Here is a 20,210-nt window from a genome sequence, read left to right on the forward strand (position 1 = left end):
TAGGATGTCCGCCCAAACCATAACTAGGTTCCTGTCACCCCTAATAGTCGGAACTCTCCCGTCCACACGGCCAGGCTCAGAGCCGTCGCTGCCACCGCCAAACACACGAACAACACCGCAACATCCCAGCTTCCGAAACGAGCTTCCCGCCCCCACGTGCGTTCCTCAGAGGCACCAAAACCGCGAGCTTCCATCGCCGTTGCGAGTTTCGCCCCTCGGCGGAGGGCGAGAACTAAAAGCCCGAAAATAAGCGACGGCATACGTTTCAGACGCGAACCGTCAGCGATGCCCCGGGCTCGCTGTGCACGGTTCAAAGCACCCCAGTCTTGCCGGAATAAGGTCACCAAACGCACGCCCGCCACCGCACCAATCACAAAACGCGAAGGCAATTTCCACAACTGCGATAAACCGTCACCCAAACGCGTGGGATCCACATCCGCGGTCAATACCACTGCAGGAAGCCCCACGGCCACAACTCGGACGGTCACGGCAAGTGCCAAACTCACCGAGTTCTCAGTGATCTTTATTAACCACACGCTGGCATAAGTTTCTCCTCCGGCGCGGCCATACAGCAGCATTCCTAACCCCGTGAGGGGAGCGAGAATAAGCAACGGCCACGCACGGCGAAAAAGACGCACCGGCCCTACCCCGCAGAGCGGCGCAAGTAACACAGTGCATGCCAATGCCACACTCGCGCTGACTAAATCTATGCTCAGCAACAATGGGGTGGTGAGAAATACCAATGCGAGGATACGGGTAGTCGGGTCTATGCGTTCCAACACATTAGGCATGGCTCAATTCCCATCTATGCTGACCCATGAGTTGGACGTAGGTGTCGTCGTGCGAAATGGACAACAACGATACCCCCTCTTCAACCAACCCCTGCAAGAGTTGCACAAGCGTGCTGAACGTCACTCTGTCCTGACCAAAGGTGGGCTCATCTAAGATGAGTAACCCAGGGCGGGTGGTCAACATACTGGCAACTGACAGTCGTCTCTTTTCCCCGCCGGAAAGCGTGTAGGGATTGGCCCGCGCCAGCCTCGCCAACCCTAGCTTGTCCAGCACATGCTCTGCGTAACGCTCCGCTTTCTCGGCATCCATTCCCGTGGCTTTCGGCCCGATCAGTAGCTCGTCACGCACAGTGCGCGCCGCAAACTGATGCTCTGGATCCTGGAACACGTAGCCTATATGGCGAATGAGCGTTGTTGATCGCCAGGAATACGGGTTTTTCTTCACTGTTCTTCCGCTTAAACCCGAGGCGTCCACCTCACCGGCTAGTGCAGGGAGTAGTCCGCCCAGTGTCAAAGCCAGGGTGGATTTGCCCGTCCCATTCCGGCCTGTGAGCACCGTAGAACCAGCACTGAGAGATATATCAAGGCTCTGTTGTATCGGCTGGTTCTTTGACCACCCGACAGAAAGGTCATGAGCTTCGATGAGGTGCGGTGACGTCGGATGGGAAGGGGGATAGGAAAGCATCGAGTCAGTGAAACTCACACCCGCCCGGGCGGACACGGAACCAGCCGGACGCGGGAACGACGAAAGATCCGCATACGAAGGCAATGACGATTCCGAAGATGAGGACAGCGACGGAAGACTAAGCGGCACAGTAGGTACCCACACACCTGCGGCAACCAACTGATCAGCATGCGCACTGAGTATCTCAGATGGGGCGCCATCTGCCAGGATCCTCCCACTTCGCCCCGTGTCGTCGGTTCCCATGAGCAGAACCCGATCCACGTGATCCAGCCATATCTCGGTGCGATGTTCCACCACAACGAGCGTCGCCCCCGTCGCTTCAACGGCACGCAATACGGCGTCGCGAACCTCAATAACCCCGTGTGGATCGAGGTTGGCTGTGGGCTCGTCGAGGACAATAACGCCGGGTTCCATCGCCAACACGCCTGCCAAAGCGAGGCGTTGCTTCTGACCCCCGGACAGGGCACGGGTCGGATGCTCGAAGGGGAGATTAAGCCCTACCACCTCGATCGCCCGGCGCGCCCGTTCCCACATCTGTTCACGCGGCACGCAGAAATTCTCGCAACCAAATACCACGTCATCGCCGACGGTGTGGGCGATGACCTGAGAGTCAGGATCCTGCAGCACCATTCCCACCCGCGTATCCACCGTTATGGTGCCCACGCGAATGCCATCCTCTTCATCTCCCAGCACACCGGCGATGCCCGCCAGAAGAGTGGATTTACCCGACCCGGAAGCTCCGAGTAACAGCACTCGCTCTCCCGGCTCAATATCAAGATCAAGGCCAGAAAAGACAGGGTCTTTGCGCCCGCTGTGGCGCCAACCAAATCCGCGGGCTGTGATCCGCCCAGCCATTTACACCAATGCCTGGCGCTCGCGCCCCACAGCGAAGCGATCCAACGCGCCAGTGGCGGCCAGTCCCTTCACCACATAAAAACTCAGCACTCCGGCCACAATGGCGCCAGAGATGAGCATACAGATCAGGTACACGAGGTTGTAGGAAACAGACTTTGCCAGATTTCCGGTGACAAACAGCTCCATGACCCACTCACATGCGGCGGCACTCATACCGGAGAGCATGGCCACCGAAAGCTGATAACGCTTGTAGGCGAAAATAAGGAATACGAGCTCCGCTCCAATACCCTGGGCTAAGCCCGAGTACAGGGTTTCGATCCCCCACTGGTTTCCGATACCCGCCGACACGCTCGCGGCGAGTAGCTCCACGAACAATGCCGCTCCGGGTTTGCGGATGATCAACCCGCCAATGAGCCCTCCGATGAGCCATATGCCAAGGAACAGGCCTCCGAGTCCAGGGGTGATGGCGTCGAACACAGTGGTTCCAGTGCCGCCGATGCTGTTCCACACCCAGAAAATAAGACCGCAAGCTACTCCCAGAACAGCTGCGATAACGATGTCAACTACCCGCCACGTCATACTGCGTTTCGTGACGGTTGCAGAAAATTGGTTCATAACTCTCCCTCTCGCCGGTATGAGCCGGATCAGGTTCTGACGGTCGGGACCTGCATTTGCGGTCTACCCTCTCAGCCCACACATGCCGTGGACTCCCGTGAAAATGCGATGTATTTAATTGTGCGAAAGCTAACCTACCACACGACGATGACGTTCAAAGAAAGCTAAAACTTCCTCCGTGGCCGTAATCACGCGGGTAGTGCGCTCACTCTTGCGTGTCGTTAAGCTTTTGCTGCCCGCTTGTGCCTCGCCGGTACCAGCGAGACCGCGGTCGTCTCCCATCCACGTGTGACCCCCATCGTCAATGCCCAGATGCATAACCTCTGCACCCGCCTGACAATCGCTCCATGCCACGCGAGTGATTTTGTCAGTCACGGCAACGGAGTGCGGGGCTCCGAAGCACCCCGAACGCCCAGCGAACAAGCTACTGAGTCTCATGGCAGATACGTAGGCTGTATCGTGACGCCGCCCACCGTTGTATTTGATGGTTTCATCCCGCCGTCCATGTATCTCCAGGAATGGGATGGGTGTTCCCGGTACGAAACGGATGGAAGAGGGGTCTTTGGCATTAGATTGCGCCGTGGCACAGCTCGCCCACGTGTCCGGATAGTAGGCACCGGAGACGCTCGCGATCGCAGCGAATTGTTCTGGCATTTCACACGCCAGCATCACAGCAAAGCCGCCACCGTTAGACATTCCGACGGAATACACGCGATTGCCATCGATTGCATAGGTTGCACTGAGCGCGTCGAGGAGCTCGCGGATGAAACGCACATCCTGGCCCGGCTTGGAGGTGGAGTACGGCGCTCCTTCCCATGCCTTGTTCAACCCGGCTGGATACACAACGAGCGCTTCCTGCGTGCCAGTGTCTCCCCATGCCCCGTTAAGCCCTGCGTATTTTGCCATCGTCTTCGGCCCCTCGCCGTAGCCATGAAAAGCCAGGATCAATGGCATGGGGCGACCCTGCGCCGCAGATTGTGGCACATGGATGATCGCGGAGCGGGTAGCTCCTGCCGATTCGAAGGTTACAGTACCCTGCTTTCCTGGCTTCGGAGCATCATTCAGGGGGGCGGCATTGTGCGAGTCACGCACTACTGGTGCGATCTTTGGCGCGTGTTCCTTTTTCAGGCGTGGCACTGCCTGCGCCGGGGTGCTGGGCCCAGCGGATTCCGTGGTTGAGGCGTGCGGTTGCCATTCCTGCGCTGTCCATCCCGTGAGCTTTTGAAGCCCTACACCGCATCCTGCAGCACCGGCTATAACGATTGCCGCCACTCCCCCGGCAGCGATGCGCCGACGGCGATAGTATTTGGCGGAGGACTGACAATTCACGCGTCCGATTTTCCTTACCTTGCACAGCAGTGTCAAAGCTCCACGCTGGTCATAGGCCATGCCTCTGCTCGGTTAGTGCGACTATCTGAAGTCACGTGCGCGCACTTCCAGCTGGCGGGCCCATTCTAGCTCTGGCTCAACTGGTTCGATGAGGTCTGCACTCACGCTCGCCGCTCCCTCCGCGTTGTGCACAATGCCGCGGATCACCACCAGACGACTGCTCAAAGCCACTACTTTGTGGCGCGCCCACAGACCTCGACTGATCATGATGTTCGCCAGCCCAGTCTCGTCTTCCATACCGAGGAACACCACACCTCCGGCTGTTAACGGGCGCTGTCTGTGGGTTACTACTCCGGCCACTCTCACCCTCGTCCCGTCCGGGATGTGAAGAAGTTGTTCCGACGCCACCACTGCCGGACCCCCGCCCTTCCTCTCATGCCAAACGTCTAGGTAGGAACGTAATAAAGCCACTGGGTGCTCATGTGGGGTGATCCCTGTCGTTGCCATATCTGCCGCAGCAAGCTCAAACATGCTCATACCAGGAAGGGCGGGCGCGTCTAGCTGTGAGGTTCCGGGGAGCATTCCCGGCCGTTCTGTAGCGGCAATGCCCGCTGCCCACACCGCTTGGCGGCGAGACATCCCCAATGGTTCCAGCGCACCGGCTCGTGCGAGCTGTTCTACTTGCGCTACACTCAGGCCCGCTTCACGGGATAGATCGCTTATACTCCGGTACCCGCCCCGGCGTGTGCGCACGTCCACAATCCGTTCGGCAGTTTCTTTAGTGATGCCCTTGACTGCTGTCAGTCCCAGACGGATCGCTCCTATGGGTTCACCACTTCCGCGTCCGAGTCCGTGTACACCCCGTGCCTCCCCTTGTGTTCCGTGAGGGACGACGGTATCTGGTTGCACACCGGACTCGTTGATATGAACGGGGAGAATTTGTACCCCGTGGCGCCTGGCGTCAGCAATGAGGGATTGCGGTGAGTAGAAGCCCATGGGTTGAGCTCTCAATAACGCCACGCAAAACTCTGCCGGATAGTGGTATTTAAACCATGCCGAGTAATACACCAAGGAAGCGAACGACTGGGCGTGCGACTCAGGAAAGCCATAGGCGGCAAAAGCGGTGATCTTCTCCCACAGTCGCTCAGCAACCTCACCTGTAATGCCGTTAGTTTCGGCTAAGCCTTGGTAGAAACGAGTGCGGAGAGCGTCCATACGCTGTGGAGAGCGCTTAGCTCCCATCGCCCGACGCAGAGTGTCGGCCTCTGCCGAACTAAAACCAGCAGCATCCACCACCACCTGCATGAGCTGTTCCTGAAACAGAGGGATGCCTAGGGTCTTAGCTAGAGCGGCTTCCAAACATGGATGGTCAAAGGTCACTGGTTCCAGACCATTGCGGCGCCGGATATAGGGGTGCACTGAACCGCCTTGGATCGGCCCTGGACGGATGAGCGCAACCTGCACAACTAGATCAAAAAATACTCGTGGGCGCAGGCGGGGCAGAGTGTTCATCTGTGCGCGGGACTCCACCTGGAACACTCCTACCGCATCTCCACGACAGAGCATCTCGTAGACTTCTTTCTCCGTCGGTTCCAGACGCCACAATTCCACCTCACGTCCGCGATGCACGCGAACTTGGTCAATAGCATGATGGATGGCCTCAAGCATGCCCAGACCCAACAGATCAAACTTCACCAATCCCACGGTGGCGCAGTCATCTTTGTCCCACTGCACTACGCTGCGGTTGTTCATGCGAGCCCACTCAGTCGGCACCACTTCGGCAATTGGCCGGTCGCAAATCACCATGCCGCCTGAATGAATACCGAGGTGTCGGGGCTGCCCCCGGAGTTGTCGAGCCACGCGCTCCACGATCGCTGGAGGCTCTTGTGTACCGCGAGTCCATGCGTCTACCTGCCCGGGAGCGTAGCCCAAAGCACGAGCGGCGTCGCGCAACGCTCCTTTACGGCGGTAGGTAATCACGTTGGCTACTTGAGCGGCGTTATCACGCCCATAGCGGCGGTAAACGTACTGAATCACTTCCTCACGGCGGCCAGACTCAATATCCAGATCGATGTCCGGCGGCCCGTCCCGCTCCGGAGATAAGAAACGCTCAAACAACAACTCAGCCGCAACCGCATCCACGTTGGTTATACCCAGCGCAAAGCACACTGCTGAATTTGCTGCTGAACCGCGCCCCTGGCAGAGGATATTGTTCCTGTGGCAGAAACTCACAATGTCGTGAACGATCAAAAAATAGCCTGGAAAGCCCAGCGACTCGATAATGTCCAGCTCATGATCGATTGTTTCCCATGCCTTCATCGTTGCTGATTGACCGTTTACGCGCGGGCCGTAGCGTTGAGTGGCTCCGCGTTGTGTCAGCTCCCGCAGCCACGTCATCTCCGTGTGATCTTCCGGTACCGGGAAGTGGGGCAGATTCGGAGCGATGAGGTTGAGCGTGAACGCGCATTCCAGCGCTATCTCCATGGTGTGAGCTACCGCGTCTTGCAACCAGGAGCAGTCACCAGCCAGGCGCATCATCTCTTCGCCACTGCGTAACCACGATCCGCCAACCGGGTGTGTCAGTGGCTCATGTGTCGCCAGGTCACGCCGAGCGTGTAAAGCACGTTTCACCCCAGCCAGTCGAGCCTGATGAGGTGACGCACAGGTGGCTCGGGCACTGACAATCTCCCGCAAGCCGTACCGCTGGGCGATAGCGTGAAGCATAGCGTTGATGTCAGCGTCAGCTGGTTTCATGGTCTGCTGTAACTCAACCACGCAGTTAGCACTGCCGAACACATGTACTATTTCCTCTTCTCTCCCCAGCATCTCCTCCCCAATCAAAACGATCCAAGGCAGCACACCACCCTCCCCTTGCGCAGATGCTGCCAGCTGCTCTAAATCCGGATATATCACCGTATCTTTGTCAGGATCTTTCATCTGCGCGTCACAGATCACTGCCGATAATGCCCTGTATCCCTCCTGCCCCCTACACAACACAGTCAATGGCGGCTCTTCTCTTCCGTCAATAGAGAGTTCAGCACCAAATACCGTACCTAAACCCGCCTTCGCAGCCGCCTCAGCATAACGTGCAGCACCATAAAACCCATCGCGATCCACACAGCAAAGAAAACTAATCCCCAGTTCAACAGCTTTATTCACCATATCCTCAGGTTCACTAGCCCCATGCAAAAAATTGTAGGCAGAACAGCCATGCAGCTCCGCGAAAGGGATAATCGAGGATCGTAGGGGGCGATGCAGAGAGCGAGGGATAACCTCACCTAAAGGGTAATCGCGGTTCCTATCACCCACCCCAAGAGCATGTAGGGAACCATCCGATTTACCGGAAAGGATACGCTCCAGCCGCGACCAACTCAGCGGCGAGCCAATAGAGAAGCTGCGCCCCTTGCCAAGTCGATCTCCAGAATTGAGATTACGGATGTTCACAATGTCATAGCCTAGACTAATTAGAACAGATGTTCTATCAAGAAGAAGTTGGCGGCGCTTATCGCACCAACAGCCCGTTCGCTAACCAGCACCTCTTGTTCGCTAACCAGCACCTCTTGTTCGCTAACCAGCACGTCATCACCGCATTGACCAGCCCGCATTAGCAGTGTGCTTGCCAGCTCACGTCAACGACTCACTATCCGGTCTGCATGACAACGGCCTGTTTACTGACCAACATGTCACCGGAGCATGCAGGGAACACAACCCAATAAATATCCTGACGCGCATCCCAACGCACCGATAACAAACTCCCATGTCCCTGCAGAAACAACCGCAAAATAGACTAAGTTGTTCATTTTTTACGAATGGTGCTAAATTGGCCGACAATATCGACCCAAGAGGAACCCCGATCAAGAAAGCGGAGGACAACCAGTGTCCCTTCACAAAAAAGCAGCAGCCTCCATCGTTGCTCTGGCCACAGCCTTCTCCCTCACCGCCTGCGGCGGAGGCGATGACAGCGATGTCATCAAAGTAGGAACCACTGACCAAGGCCAGAAACAATGGCAAGTTTTCACCGAGGAAGCTAAGGCAGAAGGTCTCAACGTTGAACTCGTGCCATTCGGCGACTACTCCCTTCCTAACCGTGCCCTCGAGGAAGGTGAAATCGACGTCAATAATTTCCAACACCTCATGTTCCTCGCCGACTTCAATGTCAACTCTGGCACTGACCTCACTCCAATCGGCGCTACTGAAATCATCCCACTGGCCCTGTTCTACAAGGATCACGACAACATCAAGGACGTAGAGGACGCCAAGGAGGTTGCAATCCCTAACGACCCAACGAACCAGGGACGCGCTCTGCACATGCTGGCAGAAAACCACCTCGTCGTTTTGAAAGATGACTCCATCCTCTCCCCAACCCCAGCGGACGTCGATGAAGCAAAATCCAAGATCAAGGTAACCCCGGTTGACGCCGCACAGACAGTCACCGCCTACCAGGATGGCAAACCAGCAGTCATCAACAATTCCTTCCTCGACCGTGGCAATATCGACCCCACGTCAGCGATCGCCCAGGACGATCCACAGTCCCCGAGCGCAGAGCCTTTCATCAACGCTTTCGTCACCAAAGCCGACCGCAAAGACGATCCAGATCTGAAGAAGCTCGTCGACGTATGGCACTCCCAGAAAGTTCAGGATGCCCTCCGCGAACAATCAAAGGGCACCTCTGTTGAGGTAAAGAAGAACGGCCCAGAGCTGGAGAAGATTCTCGACAATGTCGAAGCTCGGATCAAAGAATCCAAGTAAATAATTCCCCTCCTTCTTTTTCACCGCCCGCACTCTCATCCCTTTTCAACAATCGAGGTTCCCGATGGCTCAACAAGCCACTGCACTGACAAGCACTCCTAACCGTGCACCGCAGCGTGCTGGCACCCAGGTGGAGTTCCGTAACGTCACAAAGATCTTCAAACAGAAGCGCAAGGAAATTACGGCACTCAAAGACGTCAACATCACTATCCCATCCGGCTCCATTATGGGTATCATCGGCTATTCAGGAGCTGGAAAATCCACATTGGTACGACAAATCAACGGACTCGACCGTCCTACCAGCGGACAAATCTTGCTCGATGGTGAAGACATCGTCCCACTAAAAGAAGCCCACATGCGCACTCTGCGCGGAAACATCGGGATGATCTTCCAGCAATTCAACCTCTTTAACTCTCGGACAGTAGAAGGCAACATCGCCTATCCGCTCAAGCTTCAGGGGATGAGCAAGTCCGAACGTAAGGCTCGCGTTCAGGAACTTCTCGAGTTCGTCGGTCTCGACGACAAAGGTAAGTCCTATCCGGAACAATTGTCCGGTGGCCAAAAACAGCGTGTGGGTATTGCCCGGGCACTGGCCACCAATCCGCGTTTGCTGCTTGCGGACGAGGCAACCTCGGCTCTGGACCCATCAACGACCCGCGATGTGTTGGAGTTGTTGCGGAAGGTCAACCGTGAATTCGGCATCACCATTGTGGTCATTACTCACGAGATGGAGGTTGTCCGCAGTATCGCTGACCGTGTTGTGGTGATGCAAGGTGGAGAAGTTGTGGAACAAGGATCGGTTTATGAGGTGTTCTCTTCCCCCAAGACCGACGTTGCTGCAAACTTCGTTGCTACATCTCTGCGCAACACCCCGGACATGGTCGAGGCGCAGGCTTTGCAGGCTGGAAACGGCCGCTTGTTCACCATCACTATGGCTGAAGGCGTCGGGTTCTTCGATGCGGTCTCGCGCGCGACAGCAGCAGGGGTCAGCGTAAATATCGTGCATGGTGGGATCACCACGCTGCAGGAGCATAGCTTCGGACGGCTGACACTACGGATGACGGCCACCAACCCAGAAGCAGAAAACGCAATCGAAGAGTTTTACCAGACTCTCAATTCCAAAACCGACATTGAGGAGATCCGATGAGCAACACAAATACGGTAGTCCTCGCTCAGATGAACTGGGATCGCCTCGGCACCTTTTTCGAGAAAGCCATTTGGGACACCCTGTACATGGTGTCCGTCACCCTGCTGTTGGCAGGAGTTCTGGGGCTGGTCCTCGGCATGCTGTTGTATACCACTCGCGCTGGGGGCGTATTGCAGAACAAGCCCATTTACTGGGTGTTGAACTTCCTTGTGAACTTCTTCCGGCCAATTCCATTCATCATCCTTCTCACTGCCATAGGCCCACTTTCCGACGCATTAGTTGGCACGCGTATCGGGACGGAGGCGGCGATAGTCGGCATGGTGGTTGCCGCCACTTTTGGTGTCGCTCGTATTGTGGAGCAGAACTTGGTGAGTATCGACCCTGGCGTCGTTGAGGCGGCCAAGGCTATGGGCGCGTCCCCTCTGCGCATCATCACTACTGTGATTATTCCGGAGGCGCTAGGCCCGTTGATTTTGGGTTTCACCTTCGCGTTCATTGCGATTGTCGATATGTCAGCGATGGCCGGTTACATTGGTGCTGGCGGTTTGGGAGACTTTGCCATTGTCTACGGTTACCGCGCTTTCAACGACGAAGTTACATGGATCACCGTCTTGGTCATCATCGTGATTGTTCAGTTTGCTCAACTTTTGGGTAACTGGGCCGCAAGCAAGGTAATGCGCCGCTAGCCTTGGCTCTCGCTCTTGCTCCTCAAAGTCAATTCGCTCTTCAATGCCAGTTCAATGACTGTGGTAGACACCCAGGACTTTGATGGTTTGGGGGCATCACCACAGGAAGCGACGATGGGCACGGAAGTGCGGCGCTGTAGCTGCACTCCCCAAACTCGGCCGGACACGGTGTCTTTCACCAGCCGGTAGCACAGGTCAGCTGTTGTCTGTGTAGCGCTACCGATAGCCGATAGTTCGGTGGGAGACTGTCCGACGCCACTGTGTGAAGACCGTGCGGGCCCCGTCTTTACGGTGTAATGTTCTTGCAGCTCGGACAGCGTCGTGGAGTGAACGACGAGCGCAGATTCTTTCACCGGCTCACCCGCCTCCCTCTGTAAACGGCGCGCGACTGTGATCTCTGCGACTTGCCCGGGAGCATCGTAGATTCCCCGCCCCCTGTTTCCTTGAAGCCACAGCTCACCCTGCCGTGCAGCTTCCAGCATTTCTGACGCACTGCTAATTGTGATCCGCCCGTAGGAATAGTTTGAGGGCAATAGGAGCATTGATGGGGCGAAACGGTGGCCTTTTGTATGAGAAGATTCCCATACTTGTTCATCGCCGTACTGGGCGCTGAGCGCCGTGGCAAGTGGGCGGCCACGAACGGCGCAACAGCGGTCACGTTTTCCATGAGTACAGATGAGTAAGAGTGGATGGTCAACACGCTCTGCACCTGGGGTGTTGCCCGGCTGGGATAGGTCTAGTTCCAGGATGGATTCCGGACCGTCTACGAGCATGCGTTCGGCGATGGGATGAGTGCTGCTTGTTACTCCCTGAGACCAATTGATGAAGAGAACCGAGCGCGTGTTCTCCGCGTGGTGTTGGCCTTCGCGTCCGGGTTTACGGATGAATTGCAACTGGGCGTTATGTGCTTTGAGGAAGGCTTTTATCTTGCCGGCTAGCTCGTTACCGAGAGCTTCACCATCAAGAATGTCATGTCCCCAACCGCGTGGATATTCCAAAGCCAGGACGATGTGTCCGGGCTTTGCTGTCCCGGCGAGCTGTTCCCCTGTGAAGGTGGAGCACACTGATCCAACGTTGTGTGCATCTGGATCGAGCTGCTCGGGTGCCAGCCCGGCGCGTGGGTTTCTTCTGGTTGGCATATTTGCCAGCATAGCAATGCGAAAGCTCCTGAGGAAAGGCAAGCCTAACTAAATGGAGTGGGCATCCTTCCACGTGCGGTAGCCACCTGTAAGATTTGCCACGTTGTCATGACCAAGCTCAGCGAGCAATCTTTCCGCAATATGTCCTCGCAATCCCACCTGGCAGTGAACGATCAAAGGCCCTTCCGGAATGTCTGTTGCGCGTTGGCGTATCGCGTCCAAAGGAATATTGATTGCGCTCGGAATGTTCCCTGCCGCGAACTCCTCTGGGGTACGCACGTCTATGACGGTAGCCTCTCCGTACTGCATGCGTTCATCAAGTTCATTCCAGGTGACATGCCGCGCCCGCCCTAGCTTTAGGTTATCGGCGATATATCCCAAGATATTTACTGGATCCTTCGCCGAGCCAAATTGCGGAGCATAGGCTAGTTCGAGGTCCATCAGTCCACTGGCGGGGACACCGGACTGCATAGCTGTAGCGATGACATCTATGCGCTTATCGGCGCCTTCTTCGCCGATAACCTGCGCGCCCAGAATAGCGTCCGTCTGCGGATCAACCAGTAGTTTCATCGTGAGCCCTACTGCACCCGGGTAATAGCCGGCATGATTAACGGGATGAGTTACGATCACCCGCACATCACGTCCCGCTGCCCGTAACTTGCGCTCATTCCAGCCGGTAGTGGCCACTTGCAAGCCACACACTCCAAGAATGGAAGTGGCATGCACTGGGCGTGTTCCCACGTCGTCACCAACGAGGATGTCTCCCAATAAACGCCCATGGCGATTTGCAGTTTGCGCTAGCGGGACTACGGCATCGCTACCGTCTATTGCATCGCGCGTCGTGGCTGCATCCCCAAGAGCATAAATGTGCTCTACGTTGGTGCGCAGCATCTCGTCCACAAGAATCGCACCGGCACCATTGACTTCCACTCCACTACCGTCGAGCCAATCAGTTTCTGGCCGTACTCCTAGTGCCGCGACCACGATTTTTGCCGGAATTTTTTCTCCTGATTCCAGCACCACGGCATCCACGGTAATTTCTGCAACGCTTTCCCCGGTCAGCAGGGTCACACCATTGTCCTCAAGGCGGCGCTGCACAAGGGCAGCCATCTCTTTATCCAGTGGAGCCAAGATGTGCGCATTGCGCTCAATCACTGTGACTTTCAGTCCTGCATGAATGAGATTCTCTGCTATTTCAACTCCAATGAATCCTCCGCCGATTACGACCGCGCAGTCCCCTGCCTTCGCCTCCTCAACGGCCGCACGCATGGCATCAGTATCTTCAACATTACGCAGCGGTAGTGCCCGTTCTATGCCGGGGATTGCTGGCAGCAGTGGACTCGCTCCCGGGGATAGCACGAGTTCGTCATAGTGCACTTCTTCGCTTATCCCCGTGCTCACATCGCGTACCTGCAGAATTTTCTCCTCTGCACGCACGGATGTCGCTTCGGTATTAGTGCGCACCTGGATACGAAAACGTTGCCACAAGGCTTCCGGGGTTTGGAGCAGTAAGTTTCCACGTTCTTCAATCACACCGCCGACGTAATACGGCAGCCCACAGTTTGCAAAGGAGACGTACCCACTTTTTTCGAGCACAACAATCTCTGCTTTTTCATCACGACGGCGCAGCCTAGTGGCCGTGGACATACCACCTGCGACCCCACCAACGATGACGATACGGCGAGAATCCGCTGAAGTCTCTCCCATTGTTATTTCCCCTCCTTATCCGAATAGGCGACTAAGGAATCCACCGCCCTGAGCGTTTCCTTTGCCTGTGCCATGGTCTGGGCATTGACACTGTTGATTCGCCGGCACCCCAGCCATTACCTGATCAACGTGCCGGCCGCAGCCAGCCCACCCGGTCTTTTTACAACGAGGACACGTTACTGGTCGGCACATCCGCCTACTCCTTGCGCTCAAGCTCCGAAATGTCGAAAAGAATCTTTTATGAATCCCGACAGATAGTAAATATACCCCTAGGGGTATGTCAATAGGTGGCTTCGATCCGCCATATGGATCCGCGACACACCAACAAATAGGCGCTCGGCTCATCAGTACTCACCTGCAGCCGTGCGTATCTTTTCCCTTGTGACCACCATTCTTCATCCACTGGCCATGGGCCAGCCCATCCCGTTATGCATAGACGTTTATTGCCCCATAGCACGTATGCAGGACACTTATTCAACATCCCCCGACCCGTGACATACACAGGCTCATCGCTCTCATCAACAACGAGCAACCGGGCCGCCGGGTGAATAAAAGAGGGATTCTGCGCTGTTTTCTCCGCGTTAATGCCCAGCTGCGCCACCGTTGATCTCTCTTCCGTTATTCTTTCCCCTTCTTTCCACTCTTTTCCCTTCTTTTCCCTCTCCGTGGCAATCCCCCTTGTTCCCATCAGCGCCGGCAATGGATGCAACAGCTCTCCTTCCCAATGAGTTGTAGGTAGACGAGTGACACACATGGGATCCTGCTCGCCATAAGGAACCGTCATCACACGCCCCACAACTGCGCGACCTCCACGGTGTACTGGCTGTAGAACTTTCTCTACGCCAATGAGGGCTTGCGCCCGGCCAGCAGCTGCCCGGGCTGCACGAATGCCTTCATCCGCCCCTCCCCACAAGGTGCATTCCACACGCCCGGCGGGGATGGTCTCTACAGGGACGAGCTCTATGGCGGCAATACCTACGTCCGCGCCGCACCAGTCAGCACCCACCTGCCCCGCAGCTTCGTCATAACCTCGCTGAGCATCATTGGTCCTCAATCGAGTAATCCAGCCATCCAGTTGCCATCGCACCCGCTGAGCTGTCTCACTTTCAGTCAGCGGCTCACGGCAGCGCCATACACGTTCAATGACGGTCGGCCCTTCATATCCTGAAGGAGGCGATAAATAAGCGCGCACGGAGAGACGGAGACAAGCATCCCCTGCAGCACAGAGCTTTGAGTGCAGTTGTGCAGCCACCTGACGCGCGATGAATGCAGCAGTTTCCGTCTGCATGATTGGCTCTTCCATATCGTGACGGACTTCAATGGCAGGTATGCCGCGATGTGGTGCCACCTCTCGTTCCACCTCGCCACGTGCCACGCGATGCCAACGCACCCCCTCAGCTCCGCAGCGTGCAGCGACGTTAGCGCGGGGCAACGCTGCGAATTGTTTCACCGTGTGTACTCCCAGTTGTCGCAGAAGCTCCACCAGTTCATATGGTGCACCCAATGCTGATTCACTAGCGAGGACTTCGATCGGCAACTCGGCCACAAAACGGGCACCACCTCCTGGTTCAACGTTGTACCCAGCGCGAGCGGCCCACACTGCAGTGACAACATCATCAGCAGTACCCGCCAAGCAATCTGCCCCCATGCGTACCGCTGCATTCAGCAACAGTTCTACAGCTATATCTTCGCTGCCATAGTATTTAGCCAACGGTGTCATCGGAAGAACGAGCAGCCCCGGACGCAGTGTTTCTATCCCCGCGGCCACATGGCTCAACGCCGTGAGCACATCCTCATGCACCATTGCCTGCTGTGCAGAATCATCTCCAGAGACTAATAGCTGCGGGCATGCCGCCAATGCATGGCGCTGTTTCATCCCCCGCTTCACTCCAGCCCGGCGTGCAGCCACATTGCACGCCAAGATCTTATGTTCGACAATAATCGCAGCTGGCTCCAATACATCCCAGCCCTTCGAACGGCCAATGGCATACACGGGCCAATCAGGAAACCAGAGAACAGTCACACGCTGGCTCATTGCGCAACCTCACGAAGGAGATCACAAGTAGCGTCGGCCATAAAAGGCCCCATAAAAGAACCAGGCATCGCAGGCGAAGTCTTCCGGTCATCCGCGGTGCGACACACGCTTTTCTGACCTAGCACAGCATGAAACGCGCACGGAGGTTGCGCATTACCCCATACGCGTCCAGCAATCGACACACCCCGAATACGCCCTAAACCGTACCCCAGCCCTACTACGCCCGTCATGGAAACGTCGATAGTCAAGCGAGCCCGCGGCCATGTATAACCTGTAACCAGCAAAGCGCACTTACTCTTGCGCAAACGAGCCTCAACGGGACGGGCACAAGCTGGCGCGATAGGGGCAGACGGAGCAAACAGAACCATATCGAGTCCCTCTACCAATGTGCCCACCACGGCCAGCGCATGAGGTTCAGGATCCGGAACCACAACCATCCGCTCCAGATCACCCCCGGCGGCCTCCACTGCGGCCAAAGCCAGACTCGGATACCCCACCACAGCAACGCATCCACCTTCTCTTGTCACTGCAGCCAACATATCCACGTGCGCTGCTGGACAGTCAGCAACCATCGTCACCGCGGAACGCGGAACACCCCCTGCGCTCAACGTAGCCGAAAGCCACTGCGGACCACTAACAACAGACGGTCCACCCACGAAACTCTCCTTGCCGCAAGGAGTCGTCCGTTGTGCCCCGTCACAAAGAGGCACATGGCCGCCTATCTGAGACATTTTCACACGCAAGGAGTCGATAGTATGATCGATACTTTTCTGCGCAGAAGCGACCACATAGACCTCCTTCTTCCCGCTTATTTACGGCTTGTTGATTGCACTTTGCTCACATTTACTTTTTATTAATCCGCAAGACACCGCGCGCAACAAAAACACATTATTCGAACATTTGTTCGCCTATATTTTATATAGCCTAGGCCGCTTCATATTCCACGTCAACCCGCAACGAACACACACCTTTACGCACGCACACCTTTACACTGGTGTGTCATGAGCAGACCTGTCCCCATCGTCACTGCACCTAAACCTATCCGCGTCCTCGCGGCCATCTTCCTCGGCCTTGCTGTGGGAATCATGGGCATGCCGATCAGCAATGGATTCAAAGTCATCGGCCTAGTCCTTAGTGTGGCCATCGCGCTCCTCATCACCTTCAACCATCCCTATCGCAAAGAAGTACGCCACGCGGTTGAATCCCGGGGCGGAGAATACAAAACCAGCGTCTCCCAGGTCATGCCTCTCTTCCCCCTGTGGTTAGCACTCATGCTCATTCCCCTCGCCCCAAGTAACTGGCCGCTGGCCATTTGTGCTTGGCTGATCGCCACCGCATTCGCCTGGGCCGTCCACCCCCAGCTTGATGGCACTGCCCATTTACCGAGAAAATAAAGCAAAATAAAACAAAACGCCGCCCATTTCGATGGTTGTACACAACTCATCCAACGTAGGGCGGCGTTTATCTTCGCAGAGAACTTCGACCCTGCGTAACGTCCATTGAGCTCGGCTCAGCATCCGCTGACACAGCATCCGCTCAGCCCAGCACAGCAATCACTCGCGAGATAAATCGGGAAAGACTATCGTGTCTACTCCCATTCGATAGTTCCCGGTGGTTTAGAAGTGACATCTAAGACCACGCGGTTCACATCTTCCACCTCATTCGTAATACGCGTGGAAATGATCTCCAAAGTCTCATAAGGAATACGAGTCCAGTCTGCCGTCATGGCATCCTCACTGGACACTGGACGAAGCACAATTGGGTGACCGTAGGTGCGCCCATCTCCCTGCACACCCACAGATCGCACATCAGCTAAGAGGACGACCGGGCACTGCCAAATAGTGTTATCCAAACCAGCTGCGGTGAGCTCCTCACGGGCAATAGCGTCAGCCCGACGCAACGTAGTCAACCGTTCCTCAGTGACCTCACCGATGATACGAATACCCAAACCAGGACCTGGGAATGGCTGACGGGCAACAATGACCTCGGGCAACCCTAACTCGCGGCCCACAGCGCGAACTTCATCTTTGAACAGCAGACGCAGCGGCTCAACCAGCTTGAACTCTACGTCGTCAGGCAGTCCTCCCACATTGTGGTGGGATTTAATGTTCGCGGTACCGGAACCGCCGCCGGATTCCACCACATCTGGGTAGAGGGTGCCCTGAACCAGGAAGTCCACGGAAGCCCCTTCGGGAGCGCTCTCCAGCACGCCGGCTACAGCTCGCTCAAAGGAGCGGATAAATTCAGCACCGATAGCCTTACGCTTCGCTTCCGGTTCAGTTACTCCGGACAAGTTGTTAAGAAACGCCTCGCGCTCATCCACTGTCACAAGTTTTGCGCCGGTAGCGGCCACAAAGTCACGCTCAACTTGCTCACGCTCTCCTTCACGCAGTAGGCCGTGGTCAACAAATACACAAGTCAGGCGATCCCCAATAGCCCGCTGCACTAAAGCAGCGGCAACAGCGGAATCCACCCCGCCGGACAGACCGCATATGGCGCGTCCCTCAGGGCCAACCTGCTCACGCACGCGCTCAATAAGCTGTTCTGCAATGTTACCGGCGGTCCAGGTCGGCTCCAGACCGGCGGTTTCAATGAGGAACCGACGCAGTACTTCCTGGCCATGGGGAGAATGAAGAACCTCGGGGTGGTACTGCACTCCCGCCATACGCTTGGCTGGGCATTCAAAGGCAGCGACTGGCGCGCCTTCAGAGGTGGCGGTGACGGTGAACCCCTCAGGAGCTTCAGAGACGGCGTCTCCATGACTCATCCACACTTGGTGTGTCTCAGCCAGGCCATCATGTAAGTCACCGCCGAGCACAGTCATCTGAGTACGGCCGTACTCGCGGCGACCGGTTTTGGATACTGTGCCGCCGAGGGCATTGGTCATCGCCTGGAAGCCATAGCAAATGCCGAAGACTGGTACTCCGAGCTCGAGCAAACCATCATGCAATGTCGGAGCCTCATCCGCATACACGGAAGAAGGGCCACCGGAGAGGATCAATGCAGCGGGGTTCTTCGCCGCAACCTCCTCCACCGGCATGGTGTGCGGTACCACCTCGGAGTACAGGTTGGCCTCACGCACGCGTCGAGCAATAAGCTGAGCATATTGGGCACCGAAGTCCACAACCAGGACCGGGCGCGGGGACTGTGTGTTGTCTGTTTGTGTCACGGGTACAAAGCTTACCCGCTGCACAGACACCGTCCTAGACCGGTCTCGTGCTTATGCTTTCCTCCCCTGGCTTGTGCTGTTCTCCCCCGTCGACTTATGCGCTTCCGCGGGAGAAATGCCTCGGTGATTGACGTCACGAGTCCTTAGCGAACAACCAGATCAACCTTCTGGAAGCTTTTCACATCCGTGTAACCGCACTTGGCCATGGAGCGGCGCAGGCTACCCACGATGTTTTCCTCACCATAGGGGTTAGAGGTTGGACCAAACAGTAGTTCCTTAAGTGGAAGAGTGCCGTTGCCTCCGGTAAAGACGACGTCTCCACGCGGTGCTTGAGGATGAGCCGCGGTGGATGGCCAGTACCATTCTGGAGCACCAGCAGACTCTGCGATGGACAGTGGGGCGCCCAAAGCGACAGCATCGGCGCCACAAGCGATGGCCTTGGCCACTTGGCCAGAGGTCATCAGGGAAGAATCGGCAATAACGTGCACATAACGGCCACCGGTCTCATCCAGGTAATCACGGCGCGCAGCAGCGGCATCAGCGATCGCCGTGGCCATTGGCACGTCAATGCCCAAGGACTCGGTGTTTGTGGTGTCTCCAGAGCCAACAATCACGCCGGCAGCGCCGGTACGCATCATATGAAGAGCTGTGGTATAATCCACCACACCACCTGCAATGACTGGAACGTCCAAAGAACCAATGAATTCCTTGAGGTTCAGCGGTTCCCCATCGCGGTGAACGTGCTCCGCTGAGACGAGCGTGCCCTGGATAACCAACATATCCAGGCCAGATTTGATAATAACCGGGGCTAGTTCTGCAGCCTTTTGCGGGGACACTCGGACGGCGAAGCGGATACCAGAGGCACGCACTTCACCCAGGCGTTCGAGGAGGAGATCCTGATCCAATGGCTGGGCATGAAGCTTCTGCAAAACCTTGTTCGCTACTCCCGCTTTCCAACCCCACTGTCCGTCTTCCGCTGCACCGAACATGTTGTCACGGGCCGCATTAGCTACATCGCGCAGGGCGGCGTCGAGGTCAGAGGCACGGCCCCATAGTCCTTCCGCGTTGATCACAGGCAGGCCGCCTAGCTTGCCGAATTCGATGGCAAACTCGGGGGTTACCACGGAGTCAGTCGGGTGAGCCATGACTGGGAAATCAAAAGTGTAGGCATCTATGCGCCACGTGGTATCCACATCATGGGAACTGCGAGTACGACGAGATGGAACGATGTCCACCTGATCCAAACCGTACACGCGCCGTGCGACTCGGCCACGTCCAATATCAACGTATTCCTGCATCTGTC

Annotated in this window: 16 protein-coding genes and 1 riboswitch; of the genes, 5 read left to right on the top strand and 11 right to left on the bottom strand. The window is 56.5% G+C overall.

Translation table 11 applies throughout. The annotated features are described in order from the left end of the window. Positions 1 to 23: 23 nt before the first annotated feature. From GP473_RS07495 to GP473_RS07515, 5 genes are all read right to left on the bottom strand, one after another. Positions 24 to 791 carry an energy-coupling factor transporter transmembrane component T family protein gene (locus GP473_RS07495; protein ID WP_185770270.1) on the bottom strand — a complete coding sequence of 256 codons (768 nt, stop codon included), beginning with the start codon at positions 789 to 791 and terminating at the stop codon, positions 24 to 26. Continuing rightward, positions 784 to 2,331 carry an ABC transporter ATP-binding protein gene (locus GP473_RS07500; protein WP_185770271.1) on the bottom strand — a complete coding sequence of 516 codons (1,548 nt, stop codon included), beginning with the start codon at positions 2,329 to 2,331 and terminating at the stop codon, positions 784 to 786. Before GP473_RS07500 ends, GP473_RS07495 begins: the two co-directional genes overlap by 8 nt. After that, positions 2,332 to 2,946, bottom strand: a complete 615-nt coding sequence (locus tag GP473_RS07505; RefSeq protein WP_185770272.1) for an ECF transporter S component — start codon at positions 2,944 to 2,946, stop codon at positions 2,332 to 2,334. Further along, a riboswitch (TPP riboswitch) is annotated at positions 2,935 to 3,055 on the bottom strand. It overlaps the preceding gene by 12 nt. A gap of 20 nt (positions 3,056 to 3,075) precedes the next feature. Next, a complete protein-coding gene (locus GP473_RS07510; protein ID WP_185770273.1) occupies positions 3,076 to 4,275 on the bottom strand; it encodes a CE1 family esterase in 1,200 nt (399 codons plus the stop codon). 81 nt (positions 4,276 to 4,356) lie between these two features. After that, positions 4,357 to 7,719, bottom strand: a complete 3,363-nt coding sequence (locus tag GP473_RS07515; protein ID WP_246394752.1) for an error-prone DNA polymerase — start codon at positions 7,717 to 7,719, stop codon at positions 4,357 to 4,359. A gap of 29 nt (positions 7,720 to 7,748) precedes the next feature. Here GP473_RS07515 and GP473_RS09575 point away from each other — a divergent pair, with 29 nt between their 5' ends. From GP473_RS09575 to GP473_RS07530, 4 genes are all read left to right on the top strand, one after another. Then, complete coding sequence (locus GP473_RS09575; RefSeq protein WP_281381108.1) at positions 7,749 to 7,883, top strand: hypothetical protein; 135 nt, start codon at positions 7,749 to 7,751, stop codon at positions 7,881 to 7,883. 268 nt (positions 7,884 to 8,151) lie between these two features. Then, positions 8,152 to 9,024 (top strand): MetQ/NlpA family ABC transporter substrate-binding protein, encoded by an 873-nt coding sequence (locus tag GP473_RS07520; protein ID WP_185770274.1) that lies wholly within the window; start codon positions 8,152 to 8,154, stop codon positions 9,022 to 9,024. A gap of 64 nt (positions 9,025 to 9,088) precedes the next feature. Continuing rightward, positions 9,089 to 10,171, top strand: coding sequence for a methionine ABC transporter ATP-binding protein (locus GP473_RS07525; RefSeq protein ID WP_186276796.1), 1,083 nt, complete (start codon positions 9,089 to 9,091; stop codon positions 10,169 to 10,171). Next, positions 10,168 to 10,857, top strand: coding sequence for a methionine ABC transporter permease (locus GP473_RS07530; protein WP_185770276.1), 690 nt, complete (start codon positions 10,168 to 10,170; stop codon positions 10,855 to 10,857). Before GP473_RS07525 ends, GP473_RS07530 begins: the two co-directional genes overlap by 4 nt. Here the strand turns inward: GP473_RS07530 and GP473_RS07535 are convergent. The 4 genes from GP473_RS07535 to GP473_RS07550 all read right to left on the bottom strand — a co-directional run bounded on the left by GP473_RS07535 (position 10,854) and on the right by GP473_RS07550 (position 16,394). Further along, positions 10,854 to 12,008: a ferredoxin family protein gene (locus tag GP473_RS07535; RefSeq protein WP_246394753.1), complete on the bottom strand. Its 1,155-nt coding sequence runs from the start codon at positions 12,006 to 12,008 to the stop codon at positions 10,854 to 10,856. The two genes, GP473_RS07530 and GP473_RS07535, sit on opposite strands and share 4 nt — an antisense overlap. 36 nt (positions 12,009 to 12,044) lie before the next feature. Continuing rightward, on the bottom strand, positions 12,045 to 13,703 hold the full coding sequence (locus GP473_RS07540) for an FAD-dependent oxidoreductase (RefSeq protein WP_185770278.1): 1,659 nt from the start codon (positions 13,701 to 13,703) through the stop codon (positions 12,045 to 12,047). A 280-nt stretch (positions 13,704 to 13,983) separates the two neighbouring features. After that, a complete protein-coding gene (locus GP473_RS07545; RefSeq protein ID WP_185770279.1) occupies positions 13,984 to 15,738 on the bottom strand; it encodes a Y-family DNA polymerase in 1,755 nt (584 codons plus the stop codon). Next, the gene (locus GP473_RS07550) at positions 15,735 to 16,394 is read right to left on the bottom strand and encodes a hypothetical protein (RefSeq protein WP_186276797.1); all 660 of its coding nucleotides are present in this window, start codon (positions 16,392 to 16,394) and stop codon (positions 15,735 to 15,737) included. Before GP473_RS07550 ends, GP473_RS07545 begins: the two co-directional genes overlap by 4 nt. Before the next feature lie 345 nt (positions 16,395 to 16,739). On the opposite strand from GP473_RS07550, the gene GP473_RS07555 reads away from it, so the two are divergent. Beyond that, a complete protein-coding gene (locus GP473_RS07555) occupies positions 16,740 to 17,132 on the top strand; it encodes a hypothetical protein (RefSeq protein ID WP_185770281.1) in 393 nt (130 codons plus the stop codon). Positions 17,133 to 17,326: 194 nt separating this feature from the next. Here GP473_RS07555 and guaA read toward each other — a convergent pair whose 3' ends face one another. Continuing rightward, a complete protein-coding gene (gene guaA, locus GP473_RS07560; RefSeq protein ID WP_186276798.1) occupies positions 17,327 to 18,907 on the bottom strand; it encodes a glutamine-hydrolyzing GMP synthase in 1,581 nt (526 codons plus the stop codon). A 143-nt stretch (positions 18,908 to 19,050) separates the two neighbouring features. Further along, positions 19,051 to 20,205, bottom strand: a complete 1,155-nt coding sequence (locus GP473_RS07565) for a GuaB3 family IMP dehydrogenase-related protein (protein ID WP_185770283.1) — start codon at positions 20,203 to 20,205, stop codon at positions 19,051 to 19,053. Between the last annotated feature and the right edge of the window lie 5 nt (positions 20,206 to 20,210).

It is taken from the genome of Corynebacterium anserum, assembly GCF_014262665.1.
Taxonomy (GTDB): Bacteria; Actinomycetota; Actinomycetes; order Mycobacteriales; family Mycobacteriaceae; genus Corynebacterium; species Corynebacterium anserum.

What these genes read in the sequence shown, in the direction of transcription:
- GP473_RS07495 (WP_185770270.1), bottom strand. Translation starts at nt 791, where the DNA reads ATGCCTAATGTGTTGGAACGCATAGACCCGACTACCCGTATCCTCGCA.
- GP473_RS07545 (WP_185770279.1), bottom strand. Translation starts at nt 15,738, where the DNA reads ATGAGCCAGCGTGTGACTGTTCTCTGGTTTCCTGATTGGCCCGTGTAT.
- GP473_RS09575 (WP_281381108.1), top strand. Translation starts at nt 7,749, where the DNA reads ATGTTCTATCAAGAAGAAGTTGGCGGCGCTTATCGCACCAACAGCCCG.
- GP473_RS07565 (WP_185770283.1), bottom strand. Translation starts at nt 20,205, where the DNA reads ATGCAGGAATACGTTGATATTGGACGTGGCCGAGTCGCACGGCGCGTG.
- GP473_RS07505 (WP_185770272.1), bottom strand. Translation starts at nt 2,946, where the DNA reads ATGAACCAATTTTCTGCAACCGTCACGAAACGCAGTATGACGTGGCGG.
- GP473_RS07555 (WP_185770281.1), top strand. Translation starts at nt 16,740, where the DNA reads ATGAGCAGACCTGTCCCCATCGTCACTGCACCTAAACCTATCCGCGTC.
- GP473_RS07500 (WP_185770271.1), bottom strand. Translation starts at nt 2,331, where the DNA reads ATGGCTGGGCGGATCACAGCCCGCGGATTTGGTTGGCGCCACAGCGGG.
- GP473_RS07530 (WP_185770276.1), top strand. Translation starts at nt 10,168, where the DNA reads ATGAGCAACACAAATACGGTAGTCCTCGCTCAGATGAACTGGGATCGC.
- GP473_RS07540 (WP_185770278.1), bottom strand. Translation starts at nt 13,703, where the DNA reads ATGGGAGAGACTTCAGCGGATTCTCGCCGTATCGTCATCGTTGGTGGG.
- GP473_RS07535 (WP_246394753.1), bottom strand. Translation starts at nt 12,008, where the DNA reads ATGCTGGCAAATATGCCAACCAGAAGAAACCCACGCGCCGGGCTGGCA.
- GP473_RS07525 (WP_186276796.1), top strand. Translation starts at nt 9,089, where the DNA reads ATGGCTCAACAAGCCACTGCACTGACAAGCACTCCTAACCGTGCACCG.